Annotated in this window: 15 protein-coding genes and 1 tRNA gene; 15 read left to right on the plus strand and 1 reads right to left on the minus strand. The window is 55.3% G+C overall.

The window, feature by feature from the left end; translation table 11 throughout:
- Positions 1–7: 7 nt before the first annotated feature.
- Together uca and FHW71_RS20395 are read left to right on the plus strand one after the other, a co-directional pair.
- A complete protein-coding gene (gene uca, locus FHW71_RS20390; RefSeq protein WP_179452856.1) occupies positions 8–3,607 on the plus strand; it encodes an urea carboxylase in 3,600 nt (1,199 codons plus the stop codon).
- A 247-nt stretch (positions 3,608–3,854) separates the two neighbouring features.
- Positions 3,855–4,151: an HTH-type transcriptional regulator gene (locus FHW71_RS20395; RefSeq protein WP_008104629.1), complete on the plus strand. Its 297-nt coding sequence runs from the start codon at positions 3,855–3,857 to the stop codon at positions 4,149–4,151.
- A gap of 42 nt (positions 4,152–4,193) precedes the next feature.
- Here FHW71_RS20395 and FHW71_RS20400 read toward each other — a convergent pair whose 3' ends face one another.
- Positions 4,194–4,787, minus strand: a complete 594-nt coding sequence (locus FHW71_RS20400; RefSeq protein WP_179452855.1) for an HD domain-containing protein — start codon at positions 4,785–4,787, stop codon at positions 4,194–4,196.
- Positions 4,788–4,849: 62 nt separating this feature from the next.
- On the opposite strand from FHW71_RS20400, the gene FHW71_RS20405 reads away from it, so the two are divergent.
- The 13 genes from FHW71_RS20405 (at position 4,850) to bcsB (ending at position 21,330) form a co-directional block, all read left to right on the plus strand.
- The gene (locus FHW71_RS20405) at positions 4,850–5,314 is read left to right on the plus strand and encodes a MarR family transcriptional regulator (RefSeq protein WP_008104624.1); all 465 of its coding nucleotides are present in this window, start codon (positions 4,850–4,852) and stop codon (positions 5,312–5,314) included.
- A gap of 102 nt (positions 5,315–5,416) precedes the next feature.
- Positions 5,417–5,845: an organic hydroperoxide resistance protein gene (locus FHW71_RS20410; protein ID WP_008104621.1), complete on the plus strand. Its 429-nt coding sequence runs from the start codon at positions 5,417–5,419 to the stop codon at positions 5,843–5,845.
- Positions 5,846–6,113: 268 nt separating this feature from the next.
- Positions 6,114–7,805, plus strand: a complete 1,692-nt coding sequence (eptB, locus tag FHW71_RS20415) for a kdo(2)-lipid A phosphoethanolamine 7''-transferase (protein ID WP_008104619.1) — start codon at positions 6,114–6,116, stop codon at positions 7,803–7,805.
- A 103-nt stretch (positions 7,806–7,908) separates the two neighbouring features.
- A tRNA-Pro gene (locus FHW71_RS20420) sits at positions 7,909–7,985 on the plus strand.
- 956 nt (positions 7,986–8,941) lie between these two features.
- Positions 8,942–10,552: a dipeptide ABC transporter periplasmic-binding protein DppA gene (gene dppA / locus FHW71_RS20425; RefSeq protein WP_008104616.1), complete on the plus strand. Its 1,611-nt coding sequence runs from the start codon at positions 8,942–8,944 to the stop codon at positions 10,550–10,552.
- Positions 10,553–10,750: 198 nt separating this feature from the next.
- Positions 10,751–11,770, plus strand: coding sequence for a dipeptide ABC transporter permease DppB (gene dppB, locus FHW71_RS20430; RefSeq protein ID WP_008104614.1), 1,020 nt, complete (start codon positions 10,751–10,753; stop codon positions 11,768–11,770).
- A gap of 9 nt (positions 11,771–11,779) precedes the next feature.
- Complete coding sequence (gene dppC / locus FHW71_RS20435) at positions 11,780–12,682, plus strand: dipeptide ABC transporter permease DppC (protein WP_061719333.1); 903 nt, start codon at positions 11,780–11,782, stop codon at positions 12,680–12,682.
- 12 nt (positions 12,683–12,694) lie between these two features.
- Positions 12,695–13,681, plus strand: a complete 987-nt coding sequence (dppD, locus tag FHW71_RS20440) for a dipeptide ABC transporter ATP-binding protein (protein WP_008104610.1) — start codon at positions 12,695–12,697, stop codon at positions 13,679–13,681.
- Positions 13,671–14,678 carry a dipeptide ABC transporter ATP-binding subunit DppF gene (gene dppF, locus FHW71_RS20445; protein ID WP_008104607.1) on the plus strand — a complete coding sequence of 336 codons (1,008 nt, stop codon included), beginning with the start codon at positions 13,671–13,673 and terminating at the stop codon, positions 14,676–14,678. Before dppD ends, dppF begins: the two co-directional genes overlap by 11 nt.
- A 474-nt stretch (positions 14,679–15,152) precedes the next feature.
- Positions 15,153–15,833, plus strand: coding sequence for a cellulose biosynthesis protein BcsO (bcsO, locus tag FHW71_RS20450; protein WP_179452854.1), 681 nt, complete (start codon positions 15,153–15,155; stop codon positions 15,831–15,833).
- On the plus strand, positions 15,824–16,624 hold the full coding sequence (bcsQ, locus tag FHW71_RS20455) for a cellulose biosynthesis protein BcsQ (RefSeq protein WP_061719335.1): 801 nt from the start codon (positions 15,824–15,826) through the stop codon (positions 16,622–16,624). The genes bcsO and bcsQ overlap by 10 nt, the downstream gene beginning before the upstream one ends.
- A 54-nt stretch (positions 16,625–16,678) precedes the next feature.
- Positions 16,679–18,784, plus strand: coding sequence for a UDP-forming cellulose synthase catalytic subunit (gene bcsA, locus FHW71_RS20460; protein WP_008104601.1), 2,106 nt, complete (start codon positions 16,679–16,681; stop codon positions 18,782–18,784).
- Positions 18,781–21,330, plus strand: a complete 2,550-nt coding sequence (gene bcsB / locus FHW71_RS20465; RefSeq protein WP_179452853.1) for a cellulose biosynthesis cyclic di-GMP-binding regulatory protein BcsB — start codon at positions 18,781–18,783, stop codon at positions 21,328–21,330. Before bcsA ends, bcsB begins: the two co-directional genes overlap by 4 nt.
- Positions 21,331–21,341 lie beyond the last annotated feature (11 nt).

The following is a 21,341-nucleotide window of genomic DNA, read 5'->3' on the forward strand; positions in this document are numbered from 1 at the left end:
TTCAGTCATGATTGATCGCGTATTAATTGCCAACCGTGGCGCGATTGCCGTGCGCATTATTCGTACCCTGCAAGCCATGAATATCCGGGCGATTGCCGTATATGCCGAAGCCGACCGCCATGCGCGCCATGTACGTCTGGCGGATGAAGCTTGGTCGCTCGGCGAAGGTCAGGTGCGAGACACTTATCTCAATCAGGATAAATTGCTGGCGATAGCCGCGCAGAGTGGCGCGCAGGCGCTGCATCCGGGCTACGGTTTTCTCAGTGAAAATCCAGAATTTGTCACGCGCTGCGCAGCGGCGGGCGTGCATTTTCTTGGGCCGAGCGCCGAGCAGATGGCGGCCTTTGGCCTGAAACACAGCGCGAGGGCTTTGGCCGAAAAGAACCATGTGCCGCTGCTACCGGGCAGCGGCTTACTGGCTTCGCTGGCCGAAGCGCAGCAGATGGCGGCGCAGATTGGCTATCCGGTGATGTTGAAAAGCACTGCGGGCGGCGGCGGGATTGGCATGCAGCGCTGTGACGATGCCGAACAGCTCGACGCGGCATTTACCCGCGTGAAGCGCCTGGCAGGCAATAACTTCGCCGACGATGGCGTATTTTTAGAGAAGTTTATTGCGCGTGCGCGCCATATCGAAGTGCAGATTTTTGGCGACGGCGTAGGTGAAGTGATCGCGCTTGGTGAGCGTGATTGCTCGGCGCAACGCCGTAATCAAAAAGTACTGGAAGAGACGCCTGCACCGGGCTTGAGCGCAGCGGTGCGCGCGCAGTTGCAGGCTACCGCCGTGCGGCTGGCGCGTGCGGTGAACTATCGCAGCGCGGGCACGGTGGAATATGTGTATGACGATGCCAGCCAGCAGTTCTGGTTCCTCGAAGTGAACACGCGCTTGCAGGTGGAACATGGCGTCACCGAAATGGTGTATGGCGTTGATTTGGTGCGCTGGATGGTGGAACTGGCGCAGCAAAAATTACCGCCGCTGGCAGATTTGCAGCCGGTCGCGCAAGGTCACGCCATTCAGGTACGGCTTTACGCCGAAGATCCCGCTAAGCAGTTCCAGCCCAGCGCCGGATTACTCAGCCATGTGCAATTCCCGACTGAGATTGAGGACGCCACGCTGCGGATCGACAGTAGCGTTGAGAGCGGCATGGAGGTTTCGCCGTTTTACGATCCGATGCTGGCGAAAGTGATTGTGCATGCTGCCGATCGCGCCAGCGCGCTCGGCAGCATGGTGCAGGCGCTGCATGCAACCGAACTGTACGGCATCGAAACCAATTTGCTGTGGCTGCGCCAGCTGTGCACGCTGCCGGAAGTGCAGCAGGGACGCATCATCACCGCCACGCTCGGCACCATGCGGTGGCAGCCGCCAACGCTGGATATTCTCAGCGGCGGCACCTTAACCACGGTGCAGGACGCGCCGGGCCGCATCGGCTATTGGCACGTTGGCGTGCCGCCTTCCGGTCCGTTCGACAGCCGTGCGTTCCAGCTCGGTAATCGCCTGTTAGACAACGATGCTCAGGCCGCCGGGCTGGAGATCACCTTGCGTGGCCCGACGCTGCGCTTCAATCAGGCATGTAGTTTTGTACTGACCGGTGCGCCGATTGCTGCTCAGCTTGATCAACAAAGGTTACCGATGAATCAGCGGCTAACGGCGCAGGCCGGGCAAACGCTGACGCTCGGCGAGGTGCGCGACGGCAGCCGCAGCTATCTGCTGCTGGCCGGTGGCCTTGATACGCCGCACTATCTTGGCAGCCGCAGCACTTTCACCCTCGGCAAATTTGGTGGTCATGCCGGACGCGCGTTGCGCGCCGGTGATGTGCTGCATCTCGCCGCGCCGCATGTGCTGAGTGCCGCAACATTGCCTGACGAACTGCTGCCGCAACTTAACGGTTGCTGGCAGTTACGGGTGATTTACGGTCCGCATGGCGCGCCCACCTTCTTCACCGATGACGACATCGCGGCATTTTTTGCCGCTGAGTGGCAAGTGCACTACAACTCCAGCCGCACCGGCATTCGCCTGATCGGCCCCAAACCGACCTGGGCGCGCAGCGACGGTGGCGAAGCGGGCATGCATCCCTCGAATATTCACGACAATGCATACGCCTTCGGCACGGTGGATTTTACCGGCGATATGCCGGTGATCCTCGGCCCGGATGGCCCATCGCTGGGAGGATTTGTCTGCCCGGCAACGGTGATCGAAGCGGATTTGTGGAAGCTGGGGCAGCTGAAAGCCGGCGATCGCGTGCAGTTCCAGCCGATCGATCTTGTCACCGCCGATCACCTGGCGCAGACGCAGCGTGACGAGATCATCAAACTGCAATCTCAACCGATTACAGTGAACGCGGCGCTGCCCTTGATTGATCCTGTGCTGCACCATCAAGCAGCAACCGCGGAGCGTCCATCGCTCAGTGTGCGTGCGGCGGGCGACCGTTTTCTGCTGGTGGAATATGGCGATTTGCAGCTGGATATCGCGTTGCGTTTTCGCGTGCATGCGCTGATGCAATGGCTGGAAGCGCATCCGCTGCCGGGGCAACTGGAATTGACGCCCGGCATCCGCTCGCTACAAATCCATTATGACGCGCACTTGTGTGCAAGAAGTGAGCTATTGGCGCAAATATTGCACGCTGATTTAGCATTGGGTAGCCTGGCCGATGCAGCCGTGCCTTCGCGCACCGTATGGCTGCCGCTCAGCTGGGATGATGCAGCCTGTCGTGAAGCGATTGTGCGCTACGACCAATCCGTCAGACCGAATGCGCCGTGGTGCCCAAGCAATATTGAATTTATTCGCCGCATCAATGGGCTGGATAGCATTGAGGCGGTAAAAGAGATCGTATTTAGCGCCTCTTATCTGGTGATGGGATTGGGCGATGTCTATCTCGGTGCGCCGGTGGCGACGCCACTCGATCCACGTCATCGCCTGGTGACTACCAAATATAATCCGGCGCGCACCTGGACGTCGGAGAATTCGGTCGGTATCGGCGGCGCTTATATGTGCGTGTACGGCATGGAAGGGCCGGGCGGCTATCAGTTTGTTGGACGCACCATGCAGATGTGGAACCGCGATCGCCCAACCGCCGCGTTTACCCAGCCCTGGTTACTGCGCTTCTTCGATCAAATTCGTTTTTATCCGGTAGAGGCCGACGAGCTGCTGCAGATTCGTGAGCGTTTTCCGTGGGGCGATTATCCGCTGCGCGTGGAACAAGGCGAATTCCGTCTCGCCGCCTATCAGGCGATGCTGACGCAGCAAGCGCATGAGATCGATGCCTTCCAGCGGCAGCGCCAGCAGGCATTTGATGAGGAGTTGGCGCGCTGGCGTGCAGAAGGGCAGTTTACCTTCGATAGCCAGCTGCAAGCGCAGAGCAGTGAAGAGATTGTGGTGCCAGCCGGATGTCATCCCGTTGAAAGCCAGGTGGCGGGCAGCGTGTGGCAATGGCTGGTGGAGGAAGGCAGTGAAATTCGTGCGGGTGCCACGGTCGGCATACTCGAATCAATGAAGATGGAAATCCCGATCGTCGCGCCCGTCAGTGGAAAAATCCATAGTCTGACGCGGCAGTCTGGGCAGCAAGTGCAGGCGGGTCAATTGCTTATGGTGATCGACCCAAAAGTGGCATAAGAAAGAATAAAAAATAATCAGGAATCTGGCAGCAAAGTCGGGGATCTGTCCCATACTTAGAAACCCGAACTATTGTTGCATTGCCCTGACATCTTTTGCAGTGCACAACAGGCTGTGTCCCGCATCGGTTTGATAATAACTATGCGAAACCGCTACGGGATACAGCCTGATCGTCCGGTTTCAGCGCCTGGTGGCGCTTACCTCTCTACTTTCACGTGCTTCATAGTGAGTTTTTAAGGAGTTCTCTATGGAATTAAAAGATCCAATGGTCGAGTTGCTCAGTAGCCTTGAGCAGATTGTTTTGACACGTGACGCTAAGCCATCCGTATCAGAAATTTCTATCAATCAGACTACAGTTCCCGAGCCGCAGCGTTTACGCGAGATGACCGGCATGCAGGTTGACGAATTTGCCCGCGTGATGGGTGTCAGCGTTTCGTCAGTTAAAAGCTGGGAGGCGCAACGTACGCGTCCTTCCGCTACGGCGCGCAAACTGATGAAGCTATTACAAGCTAACCCGTATTTGGGGCGTCAGCTGCTGGAGTAATCCTTTTTTAGGATGCTCTAACCCGCCTAAATGGCGGGTTTTTTAATTTATGGCACCGTACTTTGCCGCCTGTTTAACAAACCAGCTCTCTGGCACGCTGTGCGGCGGCTGCGCTAACTGCACTAATCCCTGTTTGATAGTTTGTTCGGCTTGCTGCCACAAATGGCTATCGCCCTCGCGCAATAGCTGAATCTGAATCTGCTTTTCCACCAGATAGACGCGCGCAAAGTCGGCATCGTACTGCACGATGGCGCGAGTGTTGTCGATGATGTCGGCCAACTTGATGGTTTGCGCCTCGGGCGAGGCATCGGCGGTATGACGGAAATGCGCCAGCTTACGTGCGGCGCGGTTTTTCGCTGCAGGCTGCGCGCTGTCGGTGAGTTGGTCCACCAGTTCCGCCACACGCGCGCCGAAATGGCGTTCGATGTCGTCTAAGGTGCTGGGCGTGTCTTCGACCGTGTCATGCAGCCAGGCGGCGGCAATCATCTGTTCATCATCGGTAACGCTACGCACTAACTCGGCGACGGCCGCCGGATGCACAATGTAAGGCTCGTCAGTGTATTTGCGGCGTTGACCCGCAGCAGCATGCGCTTCAGTGGCATAACGGCGCGCTTGCTCTTCCAGTGAATCTCGCATATTTCACTCTCCCAGAGAAAAGTCGCTTGCAATTATCTAGCGCGCTATTTATATTCAAACCCATGAACAGTAATCAAGATGACAAAAAAGTGAAGCAGGCGCCACTTCAGTTAGATCAGCAGCTCTGCTTTGCGCTGTATTCGGCGAATCTCGCGATGCACAAAGTCTATCGCCAGCTGCTATCCAGGCTGGAGATTACCTATCCACAATATCTGGTGATGCTGGTGCTGTGGAATCAGGACGATGTGACGGTTTCCGAGATTGGCGAGCAGCTGTTTCTTGATTCAGCAACGCTGACGCCGCTGCTGAAACGTCTGGAGAGCGCGGGATTACTGCGACGCCAGCGTTCACGTCAGGATGAGCGTCAGGTTGTGGTGACGCTGACTGATGAAGGTCGTGCGTTGCGTGAAAAAGCAGAAAGCATTCCGGAAGCCATTCAGTGTGCGACGGCCTGCGATGATCAGGCAATGGCATCACTGAAAGGTCAGTTAGACGAGTTGCGCGACAGCCTTTACCGCGCCAATTGATGTTGAGAATGGGAAGTCGCTGTCCCGACATCCCAAAAGATGACGTTCAGGTTTGCGCATAATAAGTAGTGCGCGATTATATAGCGAATTAACGAGGTTATTATGTCTTTAGAACAAGTTGTTTATACTGCAAAAGCAAAAGCCACCGGCGGTCGTGATGGTCGTGCGACTTCTTCTGACAACGTGCTGGATGTAAAACTGGGCGTGCCAAAAGAGATGGGCGGCGCAGGCGGCGAAGTGACTAACCCAGAGCAGCTGTTTGCAGCGGGTTATTCAGCCTGTTTTCTCGGCGCGATGAAGTTTGTGGCTGGCCGCGACAAGATTGCGATGCCGAAAGATGCATGGATTGAAGGCGAAGTGGGTATTGGCCCAATCCCAAACGGTTTCGGAATTGAAGCCAAGCTGAATATCCATCTGCCAGAGATGGACGCTGCTGAAGCGCAGAAGCTGGTGGATGCGGCACACATCGTTTGCCCATACTCAAACGCAACGCGTGGCAACATCGATGTGACGCTGAACATCATCAACTAATTGATGTGGCTAGCGATACAAGGCTCCTGCGGGAGCCTTTTTTACATCTGAATTACATTCGAACTGCTTCAATTAGAAAAATTGTCTGGTCTTACCATTGGTTAAATGTTCTACTGCTCGGCTTCGCGCCATCGCCTCTTCGCCAGTCGGAATCGTCCCGATCCTGCATCTTGCGTCACGCTTTTTCCGCGGTTTAGCGAACTCTGCTGTCTTTAAACAGTCACATAACGGTTGATACAACGACACCAGGTCGGGAATAGATATTTTCATGAATTATATTAAAAGTTTAACGCAGCAGAAGCTGTCTCTGCTGCTTGCCTTATATCTGGGCATCTTATTGAATTTGCCAATATTTTATCGCCGCTTTGACGGCTTTTTAACAAAATCCAATATCTCTAATTGGCTCTCTGCTGCCGCAGAAGTCATGGCTGCCGTACTTCTTACCTTTTTCCTGATGCGCCTGCTGTCGCTGGGAGGGAAATGGGCTTACCGCATTCTCGCGACACTCACCGTGATCATTTCTGTTGCCGCCGCCTATTACATGGCTTTTTTCAACGTGGTGATTGGTTACGGCATTATCGCTTCGGTGATGACCACCGATATCGATCTCTCTAAAGAAGTGATTGGCCTGCATTTCGTGTTGTGGATGGTGCTGGTGAGCGCGCTGCCGCTGCTGCTTATCTGGCGCAATAACCTTAGCCAAACGCTGATTGAACAACTTAAAACGCCTGGGCAGCGTCTGAAGCCGATAGCCGTTATGCTGCTGAGCGTCGCGCTGGTGTGGCTGCCAATTCGCTATTTCGACAAGCTGCAAAAGGTGAATGAAGAGATCACCAACATCGATTTACCGAGTTATGGCGGCGTGGTGGCGCACTCATATCTGCCATCCAACTGGATCGCCGCGCTGGGCCTGTTTGCCTGGACTAAAGTCGATGAAGAGTGGGATGGCCAGGAGTTGCTCGATCCGGCGAAGAAATTTACCTACGTCGCGCCTGCGGGCATCGATGATACCTATATGGTGTTTGTGATTGGCGAAACTACGCGCTGGGATCACATGGGGATGCTTGGCTACGATCGTGATACCACGCCGAAGCTGTCGAAAGAGAAGAATCTGGTCGCGTTCCGTGGTGAATCTTGTGATACCGCCACCAAGCTGTCGCTGCGCTGCATGTTCGTGCGCGAAGGCGGCACCATGGATAATCCGGGTCGCACGCTGAAAGAACAAAACGTTTTCGCTGTATTGAAAGAGCTGGGCTTTACGTCTGAGTTGTTCGCGATGCAGAGCGAAGTGTGGTTCTACGATAACGCTGACACCAATAACTTTTCGTTCCGCGAGCAGATTGGTTCAGAGAAGCGTAATCAGGGCAAAGCGGTCGATGACATGCTGTTAGTGCCGGAGTTACAGGCATCGTTACAACGCTTCCCGAAAGGCAAGCATGTGGTGATTCTGCACACCAAAGGCTCGCACTACCTTTATTCTCAGCGTTACCCGCGTGATTTCGCGCGCTATAAGCCGGAATGCATGGGCGTTGATGAGAAGTGCAGTAAAGCGCAGTTGATTAATGCCTATGACAACTCGATTTTGTACGTTGATACCATGCTGGATAGCGTGCTCGATCAGCTGCGTGATAAGAAGGCGATTGTGTTCTATGCCTCCGATCACGGTGAATCAATTAGCGAGAATATGCACTTGCATGGCACGCCGCGCGAGATGGCGCCACCGGAGCAGTTCCGTGTGCCGATGATGGTGTGGGCTTCTGATAAGTATCTTGAGGATCCAACTAACCGCAGCAACTTCGAGCGTTTGCAGGCGCAGCAGCGCGTGGGTAAAACCCATCGCCATGTTGAGCTGTTCGATACCATTATGGGTTGCCTCGGCTACACCTCGCCAGACGGCGGAATTAAAGACGCGAATAACTGGTGTTCAGCACCTGCAGCCACGCCGGCTAAACCGCTGTGATTTTCTGGGGTTGCTGACTTCTGCTTGCTTTCCAGGCGATCGGTTCGGTTTTCAGTAAAAGGCATTGACGCTTTTTTAGCAGCGCAGTAATATGCGCCCCCATCGGCGAGTAGCGCAGCTTGGTAGCGCAACTGGTTTGGGACCAGTGGGTCGGAGGTTCGAATCCTCTCTCGCCGACCATCTTTGAAGAAACCTGCTTTTATAAGCAGGTTTTTTTTCGTCTGTAATTTGTTGGGCCTTGTGCCGATCAGGCTGAAATACAGGGCCGCTCCGTAAAGTCGCCGTGGACACATCCCTGTGGGCTCTGCCGACGCATCCATGCGTCGGAAGCTTTACTCCGCGGCCCTGTATTCCATCCTTAATCAAAATCCTCTGCATTGTTTTAACAGCAAAACAAAAGTCAGCATGGCGATGGGAAGGCGGCTCGGTTAGCAAAGCGTCCGCCGCAGGGATGCGGCGGTCGAGGCTACAGGGACGTATTCACGCCGACTTTGCGTTCGAGCCACCTTTCCTGAGCAACGCACCAATAATCAGCAAAACCCATCAATTTACCCGTTCCACCATGCAAACCCTAAATACTCACTATTATTTCAACTTACACCTTTGAACCCCACGCCAAATCGAACCCGTGCGCTTAATTCGCGAAACATTCTTCTTATGACCGGTTTATGCATCATGCTGATTTCTTATGCCATTTTACTAGCACATTCCGCTACCTGAACGTCATAACGCACGAAGAATCGTTCAGATATTCAACATTTACCAATAAGTTTTGTGTGTTTTTTAGCGGTGATAATCACTGTCATTTGGCTACATAGCCAGATAATCACGCGGCATTGAGCGCTTTATCACCTTTTTTAATTTTGGCTTACGCTGAGAAGGGTGTTTTTTATCGTTGCTTGCACTTACTCACACTCTGTGTAAATAACCCCACACTGTATTGACGTTCATTGCAACTGTTGACAAATTGATGCGTCAATAAAATGTAGAGAAGGACGTGTCTGACAGATTCCACGGTGCCAGCACAAAAAAATAACCGCTCACATTTTGCTTACTCTTAATTGACCTGCCCGAACCGCATAAAAAAATCAGAGGTCGGGCGACGCACACAACATCACATCACAATGGAGCAAAACATGATCAACTCCCTGGCTAAATCCAGGATGCTGAAGGTCGGTCTCAGCCTGATTGCTATGACCGTTGCCGCTGGTGTCCAGGCGAAAACCCTCGTTTATTGTTCAGAAGGTTCGCCGGAAGGCTTCAACCCGCAGCTCTTCACATCGGGCACCACTTACGACGCAAGCTCCGTACCGATCTACAACCGTTTGGTTGAGTTCAAAACCGGTACCACCGAGCTGCAGCCAGGCCTGGCAGAAAAATGGGATGTCAGCGCGGACGGTAAAACCTATACCTTCCACCTGCGTCAGGGCGTGAAGTGGCAAACCACCAAAGACTTCAAGCCAACCCGCACCTTCAATGCCGATGACGTCGTGTTCTCCTTCGAGCGCCAGCTCGACAAAAACAACAAATATCACGGTGTTTCTGGCGGCAGCTACGAATACTTCGAAGGCATGGACATGCCTAAGCTGATTGCCAAAATCGAGAAAGTTGACGATTACACCGTACGCTTCACCCTGACGCGTCCAGAAGCGCCGTTCATCGCTGACCTCGGCATGGACTTCGCCTCAATCATTTCTAAAGAATATGCCGACAACATGCTGAAAGCGGGCACGCCTGAGAAGCTGGACCTCAATCCAGTGGGCACCGGTCCGTTCGTACTGCAGCAGTATCAGAAAGACTCGCGCATTCTGTACAAAGCGAACCCAGACTTCTGGGGCACCAAGCCGAAGATTGATCGCTTAGTGTTCTCCATCACGCCAGATGCGTCTGTGCGTTATGCGAAACTGCAGAAGGGTGAGTGCCAGGTAATGCCGTACCCGAACCCGGCCGATCTCGCCAGCATGAAGAAAGACGACAAAATTAACCTGATGGAACAGCCTGGTCTGAACGTCGGTTACCTGTCGTTCAACACCGAGAAAAAACCGCTGGATAACGTGAAAGTGCGTCAGGCACTGACCATGGCGGTGAACAAACAAGCCATCATCGATGCCGTTTATCAGGGCGCTGGCCAGGCCGCGAAAAACCTGATCCCACCAACCATGTGGGGCTACAACGACGACATCAAAGATTACGCCTACGATCCTGAGAAAGCGAAAGCGCTGCTGAAAGAAGCCGGCATGGCAGATGGTTTCTCCATCGACCTGTGGGCAATGCCGGTTCAGCGTCCATACAACCCGAACGCACGCCGCATGGCGGAAATGGTTCAGGCTGACTGGGCGAAAATTGGCGTGAAAGCCAAAATCGTCACCTTCGAATGGGGCGAGTACCTGAAACGCGCGAAAGCCGGTGAACACCAGACCGTTATGATGGGCTGGACCGGTGATAATGGGGATCCTGATAACTTCTTCGCCACGCTGTTCAGCTGTGCAGCGGCGAAAGACGGTTCTAACTACTCACGTTGGTGCTACAAGCCGTTTGAAGATCTGATTCAGCCAGCCCGTGCTGAAGCCGATCACAACAAACGTATTGAACTGTACAAACAGGCTCAGGTAGTGATGCATGACCAGGCTCCAGCGCTGATCATCGCTCACTCAACCGTATACGAGCCAGTGAGCAAGAAAGTAACAGGTTATGTGGTTGATCCATTAGGTAAACATCACTTCGAAAACGTCGATATCCAGGAATAACCTTTCGGATTATCGCGGTCAGGGCCAACATTGCTGGCCCTCGGGCGGCACCTTCGCCGCCCGTATTCCGCTCTTTTTTTCCGGCAAATTCTAATATTGAAGCGCTTCTTGCGTCGCGTCTGCCCCTGGCGGGCTGCGAGTGTTGAGCAATGTTGTCCCCGGCGGTAACGCTGTGGGAAATGTCAGAGAACCAGGCTTATGCTGCAATTCATACTCCGACGTTTGGGCCTTGTCATCCCAACGTTCATCGGTATCACATTATTGACCTTCGCGTTTGTCCACTTGATCCCCGGCGATCCGGTACTGATCATGGCCGGCGAACGCGGTATCTCTCCTGAACGTCACGCGCAATTGATGGCGCAATTTGGCCTCGATCAGCCGATGTGGAAGCAATATCTCACCTACATCAACGGCGTCTTGCACGGTGACCTCGGCATCTCGCTGAAAAGCCGCATCCCGGTCTGGGACGAATTCGTACCACGCTTCAAAGCCACGCTGGAACTAGGCATCTGCGCCATGTTGTTTGCAGTGGCGGTCGGCATTCCCGTTGGCGTGCTGGCCGCGGTAAAACGCGGCTCGATCTTCGATCACACCGCCGTAGGCATCTCGCTCACCGGTTACTCAATGCCGATTTTCTGGTGGGGCATCATGCTGATCATGCTGGTCTCGGTGCAGTGGAACCTCACGCCGGTCTCCGGGCGTGTCAGCGACACCATCTTCCTCGACGACAGCCATCCGCTCACCGGCTTTATGCTGATTGATACGCTGTTCTGGGGCGAAGAGGGTGATTTCAAAGATGCGGTGATGCACATGATTTTGCCGGCCATCGTGCTCGGCACCATTCCGCTGGCGGTGATTGTGCGTATGACGCGCTCCTCAATGCTGGAAGTGCTGGGTGAAGATTACATCCGTACCGCGCGCGCCAAAGGCCTGACGCGTATGCGTGTGATTGTGGTGCATGCGCTGCGTAACGCCATGCTGCCGGTCGTCACCGTAATCGGTTTGCAGGTCGGTACGCTGCTGGCCGGTGCGATTCTGACCGAAACCATCTTCTCGTGGCCGGGACTCGGTCGCTGGCTGATTGAAGCGCTGCAACGCCGTGACTATCCGGTAGTGCAGGGCGGCGTGTTGCTGGTGGCGATTCTGATCATCGTGGTCAACCTGCTGGTTGATCTGTTGTACGGCGTGGTCAATCCACGTATCCGTCATAAGAAATAAGGGGGAATCATGTCTGCTGTTGATCCCGCAAGCGTAACTGCTGCACCCAAGCCGATGACCCCGTTGCAGGAATTCTGGCACTACTTCAAACGTAATAAAGGCGCGGTGATCGGCCTGGTTTACATCGTTCTGATGCTGTTAATCGCCATCTTTGCCGATGTGCTGGCACCGCATGCACCGGCTGAACAGTTCCGTGATGCCTTGTTGCATCCGCCGGTCTGGCAGGAAGGCGGCAGCTGGAGCTATATCCTCGGTACCGATGACGTGGGCCGCGATGTGTTGTCGCGCCTGATGTACGGCGCGCGCCTGTCGCTGCTGGTCGGCTGCATGGTGGTGGTGCTGTCGCTGATTCTCGGCGTGATATTTGGCCTGATGGCCGGCTACCTCGGCGGCGTGGTTGACGCCATCATTATGCGTGTGGTCGATATCATGCTGGCGCTGCCAAGCCTGCTGCTGGCATTGGTGCTGGTGGCGATCTTCGGTCCATCGATTGTTAACGCCTCGCTGGCGATTACCTTCGTCGCCTTGCCGCACTATATCCGTCTGACGCGTGCTGCGGTGCTGGTTGAAGTGAACCGCGATTACGTCACCGCTTCGAGCGTGGCGGGTGCCGGTACGCTGCGCCAGATGTTCATCAATATTCTGCCTAACTGCCTGGCACCGCTGATCGTGCAGGCATCATTAGGCTTCTCCAACGCCATCCTCGATATGGCGGCGTTGGGCTTTCTCGGTATGGGGGCGCAGCCGCCTACGCCGGAGTGGGGCACCATGCTCTCCGACGTGTTGCAGTATGCGCAAAGTGCCTGGTGGGTGGTGACATTCCCTGGAGTGACCATTCTGCTAACGGTTCTGGCATTCAACCTCATGGGCGATGGTTTGCGTGATGCACTCGACCCGAAACTCAAGCAGTAAAGAGGCACCGAGATGGCGTTATTAAATGTAGACAAGTTATCGGTGCATTTCGGCGACGAAAAAACACCGTTCCGTGCGGTTGACCGCATCAGCTATCAGGTCGAGCAAGGCCAGGTTGTGGGTATTGTTGGTGAATCTGGCTCGGGCAAATCCGTGAGTTCACTGGCGATTATGGGCCTGATTGATTATCCCGGCCGCGTAATGGCGGAAAAACTGGAGTTCAATCAGCGCGACCTGCAGAAAATCTCCGAAAAAGAGCGCCGCCAGCTGGTGGGCGCAGAAGTGGCGATGATTTTCCAGGACCCGATGACCAGCCTCAACCCGTGCTACACCGTGGGTTTCCAAATAATGGAAGCGCTGAAGGTGCATCAGGGCGGCAGCAAACGTACGCGTCGTCAGCGCGCGATTGATCTGCTCGATCAGGTGGGCATTCCCGATCCGGCATCGCGTCTGGATGTTTATCCGCATCAGCTGTCGGGCGGTATGAGCCAGCGCGTGATGATCGCGATGGCGATTGCCTGCAAACCGAAACTGCTGATCGCCGATGAGCCGACCACCGCACTCGATGTAACCATTCAGGCGCAAATCATCGAACTGCTGCTGGAGTTGCAGAAGCAGGAGAACATGGCGCTGATCCTGATTACTCACGATCTGGCGCTGGTGGCCGAAGCGGCACAGCACATCATCGTGATGTATGCCGGACAAGTGGTGGAAAGCGGTAAAGCGGTGGATATCTTCAAAGCGCCGCGTCATCCGTATACGCAGGCGCTGCTGCGCGCGCTGCCGGAGTTTGCCGCCGATAAAGCGCGTCTGGCTTCGCTGCCTGGCGTGGTGCCGGGTAAATACGATCGTCCAACCGGCTGCCTGTTAAATCCGCGCTGCCCGTATGTGACCGATCGCTGCCGCCGCGAAGAGCCGGAGTTGCGCGACATTCCGGGCCGTCAGGCCAAATGTCACTTCCCACTGGATGATGCCGGGAGACCGACTTATGAGTCTTGATAACGATAAGCAGGATTACCTGCTGCAGGCGATTGACCTGAAAAAACACTACCCGGTGAAGAAAGGTCTGTTTGGCCAGGAACGTCTGGTAAAAGCGCTGGATGGCGTCTCGTTCAACCTCGAACGCGGCAAAACGCTGGCGGTGGTGGGTGAATCCGGCTGTGGTAAATCCACGCTGGGCCGCTTGCTGACCATGATTGAAACCCCGACCGAAGGCCAGCTGTTCTGGCACGGTCAGGATCTGCTAAAACACGATCCGCAGGCGCAGAAACTGCGTCGTCAGAAAATCCAGATCGTGTTCCAGAACCCGTACGGTTCGCTCAATCCGCGTAAGAAAATCAGCCAGATTCTGGAAGAGCCGCTGGTGATCAACACCTCGCTGACTAAAGCGGAGCGCAAGGAAAAAACGCTGGAGATGATGGCGAAGGTTGGCCTGAAAACCGAGCATTACGATCGTTATCCGCACATGTTCTCGGGCGGCCAGCGTCAGCGTATCGCGATTGCGCGCGGTTTGATGCTCGACCCGGATGTGCTGATTGCCGATGAGCCGGTTTCCGCGCTCGATGTATCCGTGCGTGCGCAGGTGCTCAACCTGATGATGGATTTACAGCAGGACTTAGGTTTGTCCTACGTCTTCATCTCGCATGACCTGTCGGTGGTGGAACACATCGCCGATGAGGTGATGGTGATGTATCTCGGCCGCTGCGTCGAGAAGGGCAGCAAAGAGGCGATCTTCAGCAATCCGCGCCATCCTTACACGCAGGCGCTGCTGTCGGCGACACCACGCCTTAACCCGGACGATCGCCGCGAGCGCATCAAGCTCACGGGCGAACTGCCGAGCCCGCTCAACCCGCCGCCGGGCTGTGCGTTTAACGCGCGCTGCCGTCGTCGCTTTGGCACCTGTGTTCAGCTGCAACCCAAGCTGAAGCAGTATGGCGATCAGCAAATCGCCTGCTTCGCGGTGGATCAGGATGAGAATCAGCCGGTGGGCGTGTAATAAATTACCGCTATAAATGAATGAAGGCTCCTGCGGGAGCCTTTCTTTTATCCTTAATACATCAGATTAATTAACGACAAAACGTGTTATCGCCAAAGCCACGCAAAAATCATTACGACACTGCATCTGTGATCAATTGGTCCTGATTAGGACTTAAAGCGTAAAGGCAAATTCTTATTTGCGTCAGGATTGCTTGAGCGGCATCACAATGAAATAAAATCCATAACTTGCAGCGCAGTAGTGAAAATTCAGTAGCTTAGGTTAAAATCCCCTGCGTAATTATTTCTGTTAATTGATACTAATTAATACCCGTCAATAAATAACTGCATGCTTCTTGCATGCCCGTTTTTTCAATCTTTAAGATAGAATTCTTTTGTTGAATGCGGCGTTTTAATAATCAGATTTGTCTCACCGTCTTTTAATGTGTGTGATATATTCGCGGAAAATTCCCTCCCGCTTTCACAGGCTCTGATCATGAAGAATTACGACGATCTGCAGCGTTTTAAAGAGAAAACGCAGACGCTTGATATCGCTTTTAAGGATATGTCCGGTCAATCGCATGAAGCCGATCAAAGTCAGTGGGCGTTACTGCGTCAATTGACCACCGATCAAGAGCCTGAATTAGGTAGCGGCCAGCGCATCGATATGCCGCAACCGCATCCGATTCGCGGGGATGAATTTAGCGCACCGCCTGAGCCAATTCAGACTGCACCAGCCAGCCCGGCACGAGGATCGATTCTCGACAGCCTGAACGCGCCTGCTGCCGCCCAACCGGAGACCGGCTCATCGCTGTTTCCGCCCGCGCCGTCGGCTAAACCGGTGTCGTCTGCTACGCCATTAGCGCCAAAAGCCACGTTGGTAGAGCGTCAGGCCACGACTTCACTGTTTCCGCCCGCCAAACCTGTCGCCGCACCCGCCGCACCGATTGCTCAGCCTGCTGCTGCTGCTGCTGCCGCTGCCGCGCCTGCACCGGCAGCTCCAGCGCCAATTGCGCCTGTGCCAACCTTTGCCGCTGCGGTTGAACCGGCACGTCCGGCTGCGCCCGCACCGTCTCGCTTTGGTGCGCTATTCCGCTCGCGTCCCGCCGAGCCCGCTAATTTGTCAAAAGAAACACCGTTAAAACCGCTACTGGAGAAGATTGCGCTATGCCGTTAGTTTGTGTGTGCTCGCCAAAAGGGGGAGTAGGGAAAACCACCATGGCGGCCAACCTTGCGTGGAGTCTGGCTCGCGCTGGCAGCAAGGTATTGGCAATCGATTTCGATGTTCAGAATGCTTTGCGCCTGCATTTCGGTGTACCGCTGAATGATGGTCGCGGCTTTGTCGCGCGCTCTGAAGATCAGGCTGACTGGAGCCAATCGATTCTGACCACCGGCGGCAACATTTTCGTCATGCCTTATGGCGAAGTCAGCGAAGAGCAGCGTGAACGTTTTGAAGAGAACCTGGTAAAAGATCCGCATTTCCTGAAACGCGGTTTGGATACGGTACTGAATTATCCGGGACTGGTGATTATCGCCGATTTTCCGCCGGGTCCGGGTCCAGCGCTTAAAGCAATGCAGGCACTTGCCGATATGCATTTAGTGGTGATGTTAGCGGATACCGCGTCGGTCTCTTTACTGCCGCAAATTGAAAATGACCGCATGATTGGTCAGCCGCTAAATAATAAGCGTGGTCATTATTTTGTGCTTAATCAGAGCGACAATCGCCGCAATATTAGCCGTGAAGTCACCGCTTTTATGCAGCAGCGCCTGGGTGAGAACTTATTAGGCGTGGTACATCGTGATGAAAGTGTCGCGGAAGCCAATGCCTCGCAACAATCTGTTTATGATTTCAGCCCAGCTTCTGCAGCTGCGTTTGATATCGAATTAGTGGCAAAACGCGTAGCCAATATCCTGAATATCACCGTGGGCAACGGCGAAGTTCAGGCACCTATTCGCAGCCACTATTAATAATGAGGCCGTCTCCGGCCACATAATAACAACACAGCTTCTTCAGGGTGAATCATGAGTAAACTCGGGTTTTACCTGCTGCTGCTGGTGCTTGCACCGGTGGCGGCGGTAATCGTCATCACGCCTATGGACAGCCAGAAGCAATATATATTTGGCTTAATCAGCATCGGCATGATGTTTTTACTGGGCTTCAGCAAAAGCCGCAAAATAACTATCGTCATGGTTATCCTTTCCGCGCTGATGTCGACCCGATATATCTGGTGGCGCACCACGGAGACGCTGCAATTTAATTCTGAGATTGAAGCGATTCTCGGTATCGGCTTATATCTGGCCGAACTGTACGTCTGGCTGATCTTAATTCTCGGCTTCTTGCAAACCACCTGGCCATTAAAACGCACCATCGAACCTTTGCCGGATGATACCAGCCTGTGGCCGACGGTTGATGTTTATGTTCCAACCTACAACGAAAGCCTCGATGTAGTGCGTGATACCGTGCTGGCTGCGCAGTGTATTGATTACCCGCGCGACAAGCTGAAGGTCTATTTGCTGGATGACGGTAAACGCAGTGAGTTTGCGGTATTTGCCGCTGACGTCGGCGTGGGTTACATCACCCGTGACGATAACAATCACGCCAAAGCCGGTAACCTCAACCACGCCATGAAGATCACCAAAGGTGAGCTGATTTGCATCTTCGACTGCGATCACGTGGCTACGCGCACCTTCCTGCAGGCGACGGTCGGTCCGTTCCTGAAAGACCCGAAGCTGGCGCTGCTGCAAACCCCGCACTACTTCTATTCGCCGGATCCGTTCGAGCGTAACCTGCGCGCGGCGCGCAGCATCCCGAATGAAGGTTCACTGTTCTACGGCCCGGTTCAGCAGGGTAACGATAACTGGAACGCCACCTTCTTCTGCGGCTCCTGTGCGGTGATTCGCCGTAGCGCGCTGGAAGAGATCGGTGGCTTTGCGGTGGAAACCGTCACTGAAGATGCGCATACCGCACTGAAAATGCAGCGTCTCGGTTGGGGCTCGGCCTTCCTGGCGATTCCGCTGGCGGCCGGTTTAGCGACTGAACGTCTCGGTCTGCACGTGGTACAGCGTAACCGCTGGGCGCGCGGCATGACACAGATCTTCCGCGTCGATAACCCGCTGTTTGGTCGTGGATTGAAGTGGCAGCAACGTCTGTGCTACCTCAACGCCATGCTGCACTTCCAGTTCGGCTTGCCGCGTGTGGCGTTCCTGACGGCACCGCTGGCGTACCTGCTGTTTAACCTGAATATCATTCACTCATCTGCATCGCTGATTTTCGCCTACGTCTTGCCGCATCTGGTGATGTCGCTCTACGTCAACTCACGAATGAACGGCAAGTTCCGTTACACCTTCTGGGGCGAGATCTACGAAACCGTGATGTGCTTCCACCTCGTTATCCCCACGCTGCTGACCATGCTGGCACCGAAGCGCGGCAAGTTTAACGTTACGGATAAAGGCGGCCTGCTCGATCAGGGCTTTTTCGACTTCCACATCGTGCGTCCACACGTGATTGTCGCGGTGCTGCTGTCGATTGGCATTATCGCTGGCGTGGTACGTGCGACAGCGCATGACTACTTTGGCGTCGATCCTTACGTTATCGCCCTCAACGTCGGCTGGGCGGTGTTTAGCCTGATTATTCTGATGGCGGCGATTGCTGTGGCGCGTGAAACCAAGCAGGTGCGTAAAACCATCCGTATTGAAGTGCAGATTCCGGCGGTGATTCACTACGCCAGCGGCATCTCGTCGCGCACGAAAACCAGCGATCTGTCGATGGGCGGCGCGCAGCTGGATGCGCCGGACAATCGTCACGAGCACGATGAAATTGAAGAGATCGATCTGCTGCTGAAATCGGGCACCATCACCATTCCGGTGAGCAAAATCTCTGGCGATGAAGAGAGCATTCGTCTGCGCTTTGGCGATATGCCGCTGTCGCGCCGTCGTGAATTGGTGCGCGTGGTGCTGGCGCGTGCCGATGCGTGGATTCAGCCGGAATATAAGCAAGACAATCCACTGGTTTCGCTTGGCACCATTATTCGTACCGTATTTGAGCTGTTCTGGCTGACCTGGAAAGATCGCCGTGAGAAGCGTAAGCGTGACAACCAGCCCGCCGCAAAAGAGGACAGCGCTGCATGAAGAATTTGACGCAAACGTTGCTGGCAAGCTCGCTGGCAACGGCGCTGCTGCTCGCGCCAGCGTGGGCCGAAACCCCGGCGGTCACCCAGGATAGCGGTGCACTTTCTGACGTTCCACCGCCGCAAGGCATTGAAAGTGCGGCCGATCAACAGCTGCAGCAGGCGGCAGGCGCGGCACCTTATGCGCCAGTAGAAACCGCACCAGAAACGGCACCGCCAACCACAACAGAAGCGGCACCACAAACCGCACCGACAACGGTAAATGAAACGCCCGCCGAACCTGCAGTAAGCGAACCTGCGCCAGCACCCGCACCTGAAATGGTGCTGCCAACGGTGGCGCCAACCGCACCGGCGGTGATGCCAGATACGTCTTCCGCGACGCTTAACCAGCCAATCAGCAGCACCGTTTCGGTGGCGCAGATGGGCCAGCCGCGCGGCATTACATTGACCGGTGGTCAGCTGCAATCGGGTATCATGTTCACGCTGCCCAGCGATGAAGTGATCACCAATGCGCGCCTCAATCTGTCGCTGCGCGTCTCGGCGGCACTGGCAGCGCGCAACACTTCGCTGCAGCTGATGCTGAATGGTCAGCCGCTTGGCACCTTGCCGCTGGGTTCCAGCGACAGCGATGTCAGCGATTACCAGCTGGATATTCCGGCGGCGATGGTCGTTTCGAGCAACAACCTCAGCTTCAAGATTAACGATGCCGACAAGCTGCTATGTGAGAAAGAGAGCGCGCAGCAGTATCAGGTATCGATTCTGCCGAAAACCACGCTGAGCCTTGAAGGCCAGCAGCTGAACATCGGTACCAGCCTGCGTAACTTCCCGCGTCCGTTTATCGATGCGCAGCGCATGACGCCCGCCAGCGTCACTTTTGGCTTTGCCGCCAATGCTGCGCCGGACAGCATCAGCGCCGCCGCGCTGGTGGCATCGTGGATGGGCATTCAGTCGGATTATCGTGGCATCCGTTTCCCGGTGGTGCGCGGCGATCTGCCGGAACACAACGGTATTCTGATTGGCCATCCGGGCGACAAGATTGGCACCGTGACTTTGCCAGCCACCAACGGTCCGCTGCTGCAGGTGATCGATAACCCGAACAATCCGGTCTACAAGTTGCTGCTGGTGGTCGGGGCGAATGACGATCAGTTGCGTCAGGCCGCTAACCGTTTAACCACTCAGCCGCTGGCGATCGATGCCAGCAGCCTCAACGTGCAGCCGCAGCCGATTGGCGTGCGTAAGCCGTACGATGCGCCGCGCTGGATCAACACCACGCGTCCGGTGCGTCTGAGCGAACTGCTGCGTAAAGATCAGAGCCTGACCACCACCGGCATCTGGCACGATGCGCTGAGCGTTAACTTCCGCGCCGCGCCGGATCTGTTCCTGTGGGATGGCGACACCATTCCGGTGGAGCTGCACTATCGCTTCCCATCTGAAAGCTGGATTGACGAGAACAACTCGTTCCTCAACGTGATGATAAACGGCACTTTCCTGCGCAACCTGACGGTAAATAAAGTCGGCTTGCTGGAGAGCGCCTGGCATCGCCTGGGCGGCGACGCGCGTCAGGAGCATTACACCCTGAAGCTCGAACCCTATCTGATTTACGGTGACAACCAGCTGGCGCTCTACTTCAACATCAAGCCGAAAGCGGATGCACCGTGCGGCGTGCTGCTGAACAACAACATTAAGAGCCGCATCGAAGAGGATTCGTGGATCGATCTGAGCCACACGCGCCACTTCACCATGCTGCCAAACCTCTCTTACTTTGTGGGCGCCTCGTTCCCGTTCTCGCGTCTGGCGGACTTCTCGCAGACCACGCTGCTGCTGCCTGAACAACCGAGCGATGCGGAGATCTCGACGCTGCTGGATATGGCCTCCCGCGCCGGTAACGCCACCGGCGTACCGCTGCTGCAAAACCAGGTGCTGTTTGGTCTGCCAAACGGCGGCACCAACATGACGCGTCTGCAACAAAGCGATCTGCTGGCGGTGAGCACCACGCAGAACAACGACTTCAACCAGGCGATGCTGGCCAACACGCCGTTCGATACCAGCGGCAACACGCTGGGCGTGAAAGAGCCGACCACCTGGGACAAACTGCGTGGCTGGCTGACCGGCGACTGGTATCGCCAGCAGCTGGATGCCGATCGTTACTTCTCGTCCAACGAAGCGTGGCGCGGCTTTGTCAGCTATCGCTCGCCGTGGAACCCGGATCGTTTAGTGGTGATGACGGTGGCGACCAGCGATCAGCAACTGCTGCGCCTGCATGAAGACCTGAATTCCGCGCGCATCAACGCCGGTATTCGCGGCGATACCGCCATCATCACTGATGAAAACGGCATTCGCAGCTTCCGCGTCGGCCCGCAATTCCCGAGCGGCGAAATGCCGTGGTACATGATGGTGGTGTGGTATGCCAACCAGCACTCGGTGCTGATGGCGCTGGCGGCGCTGCTGCTGTCAGCGTTGGTCGGTGGCGGTGCATGGGTGATGCTGAAACGTCATGCGTGGCGTCGTCTCAACCCAAAAGTTGATAGCAAGTCCGGCAAGAAGTAAGGATAAAAACA

The organism is Enterobacter sp. Sphag1F (genome assembly GCF_014193275.1).
Classification (GTDB): domain Bacteria; phylum Pseudomonadota; class Gammaproteobacteria; order Enterobacterales; family Enterobacteriaceae; genus Pantoea; species Pantoea symbiotica.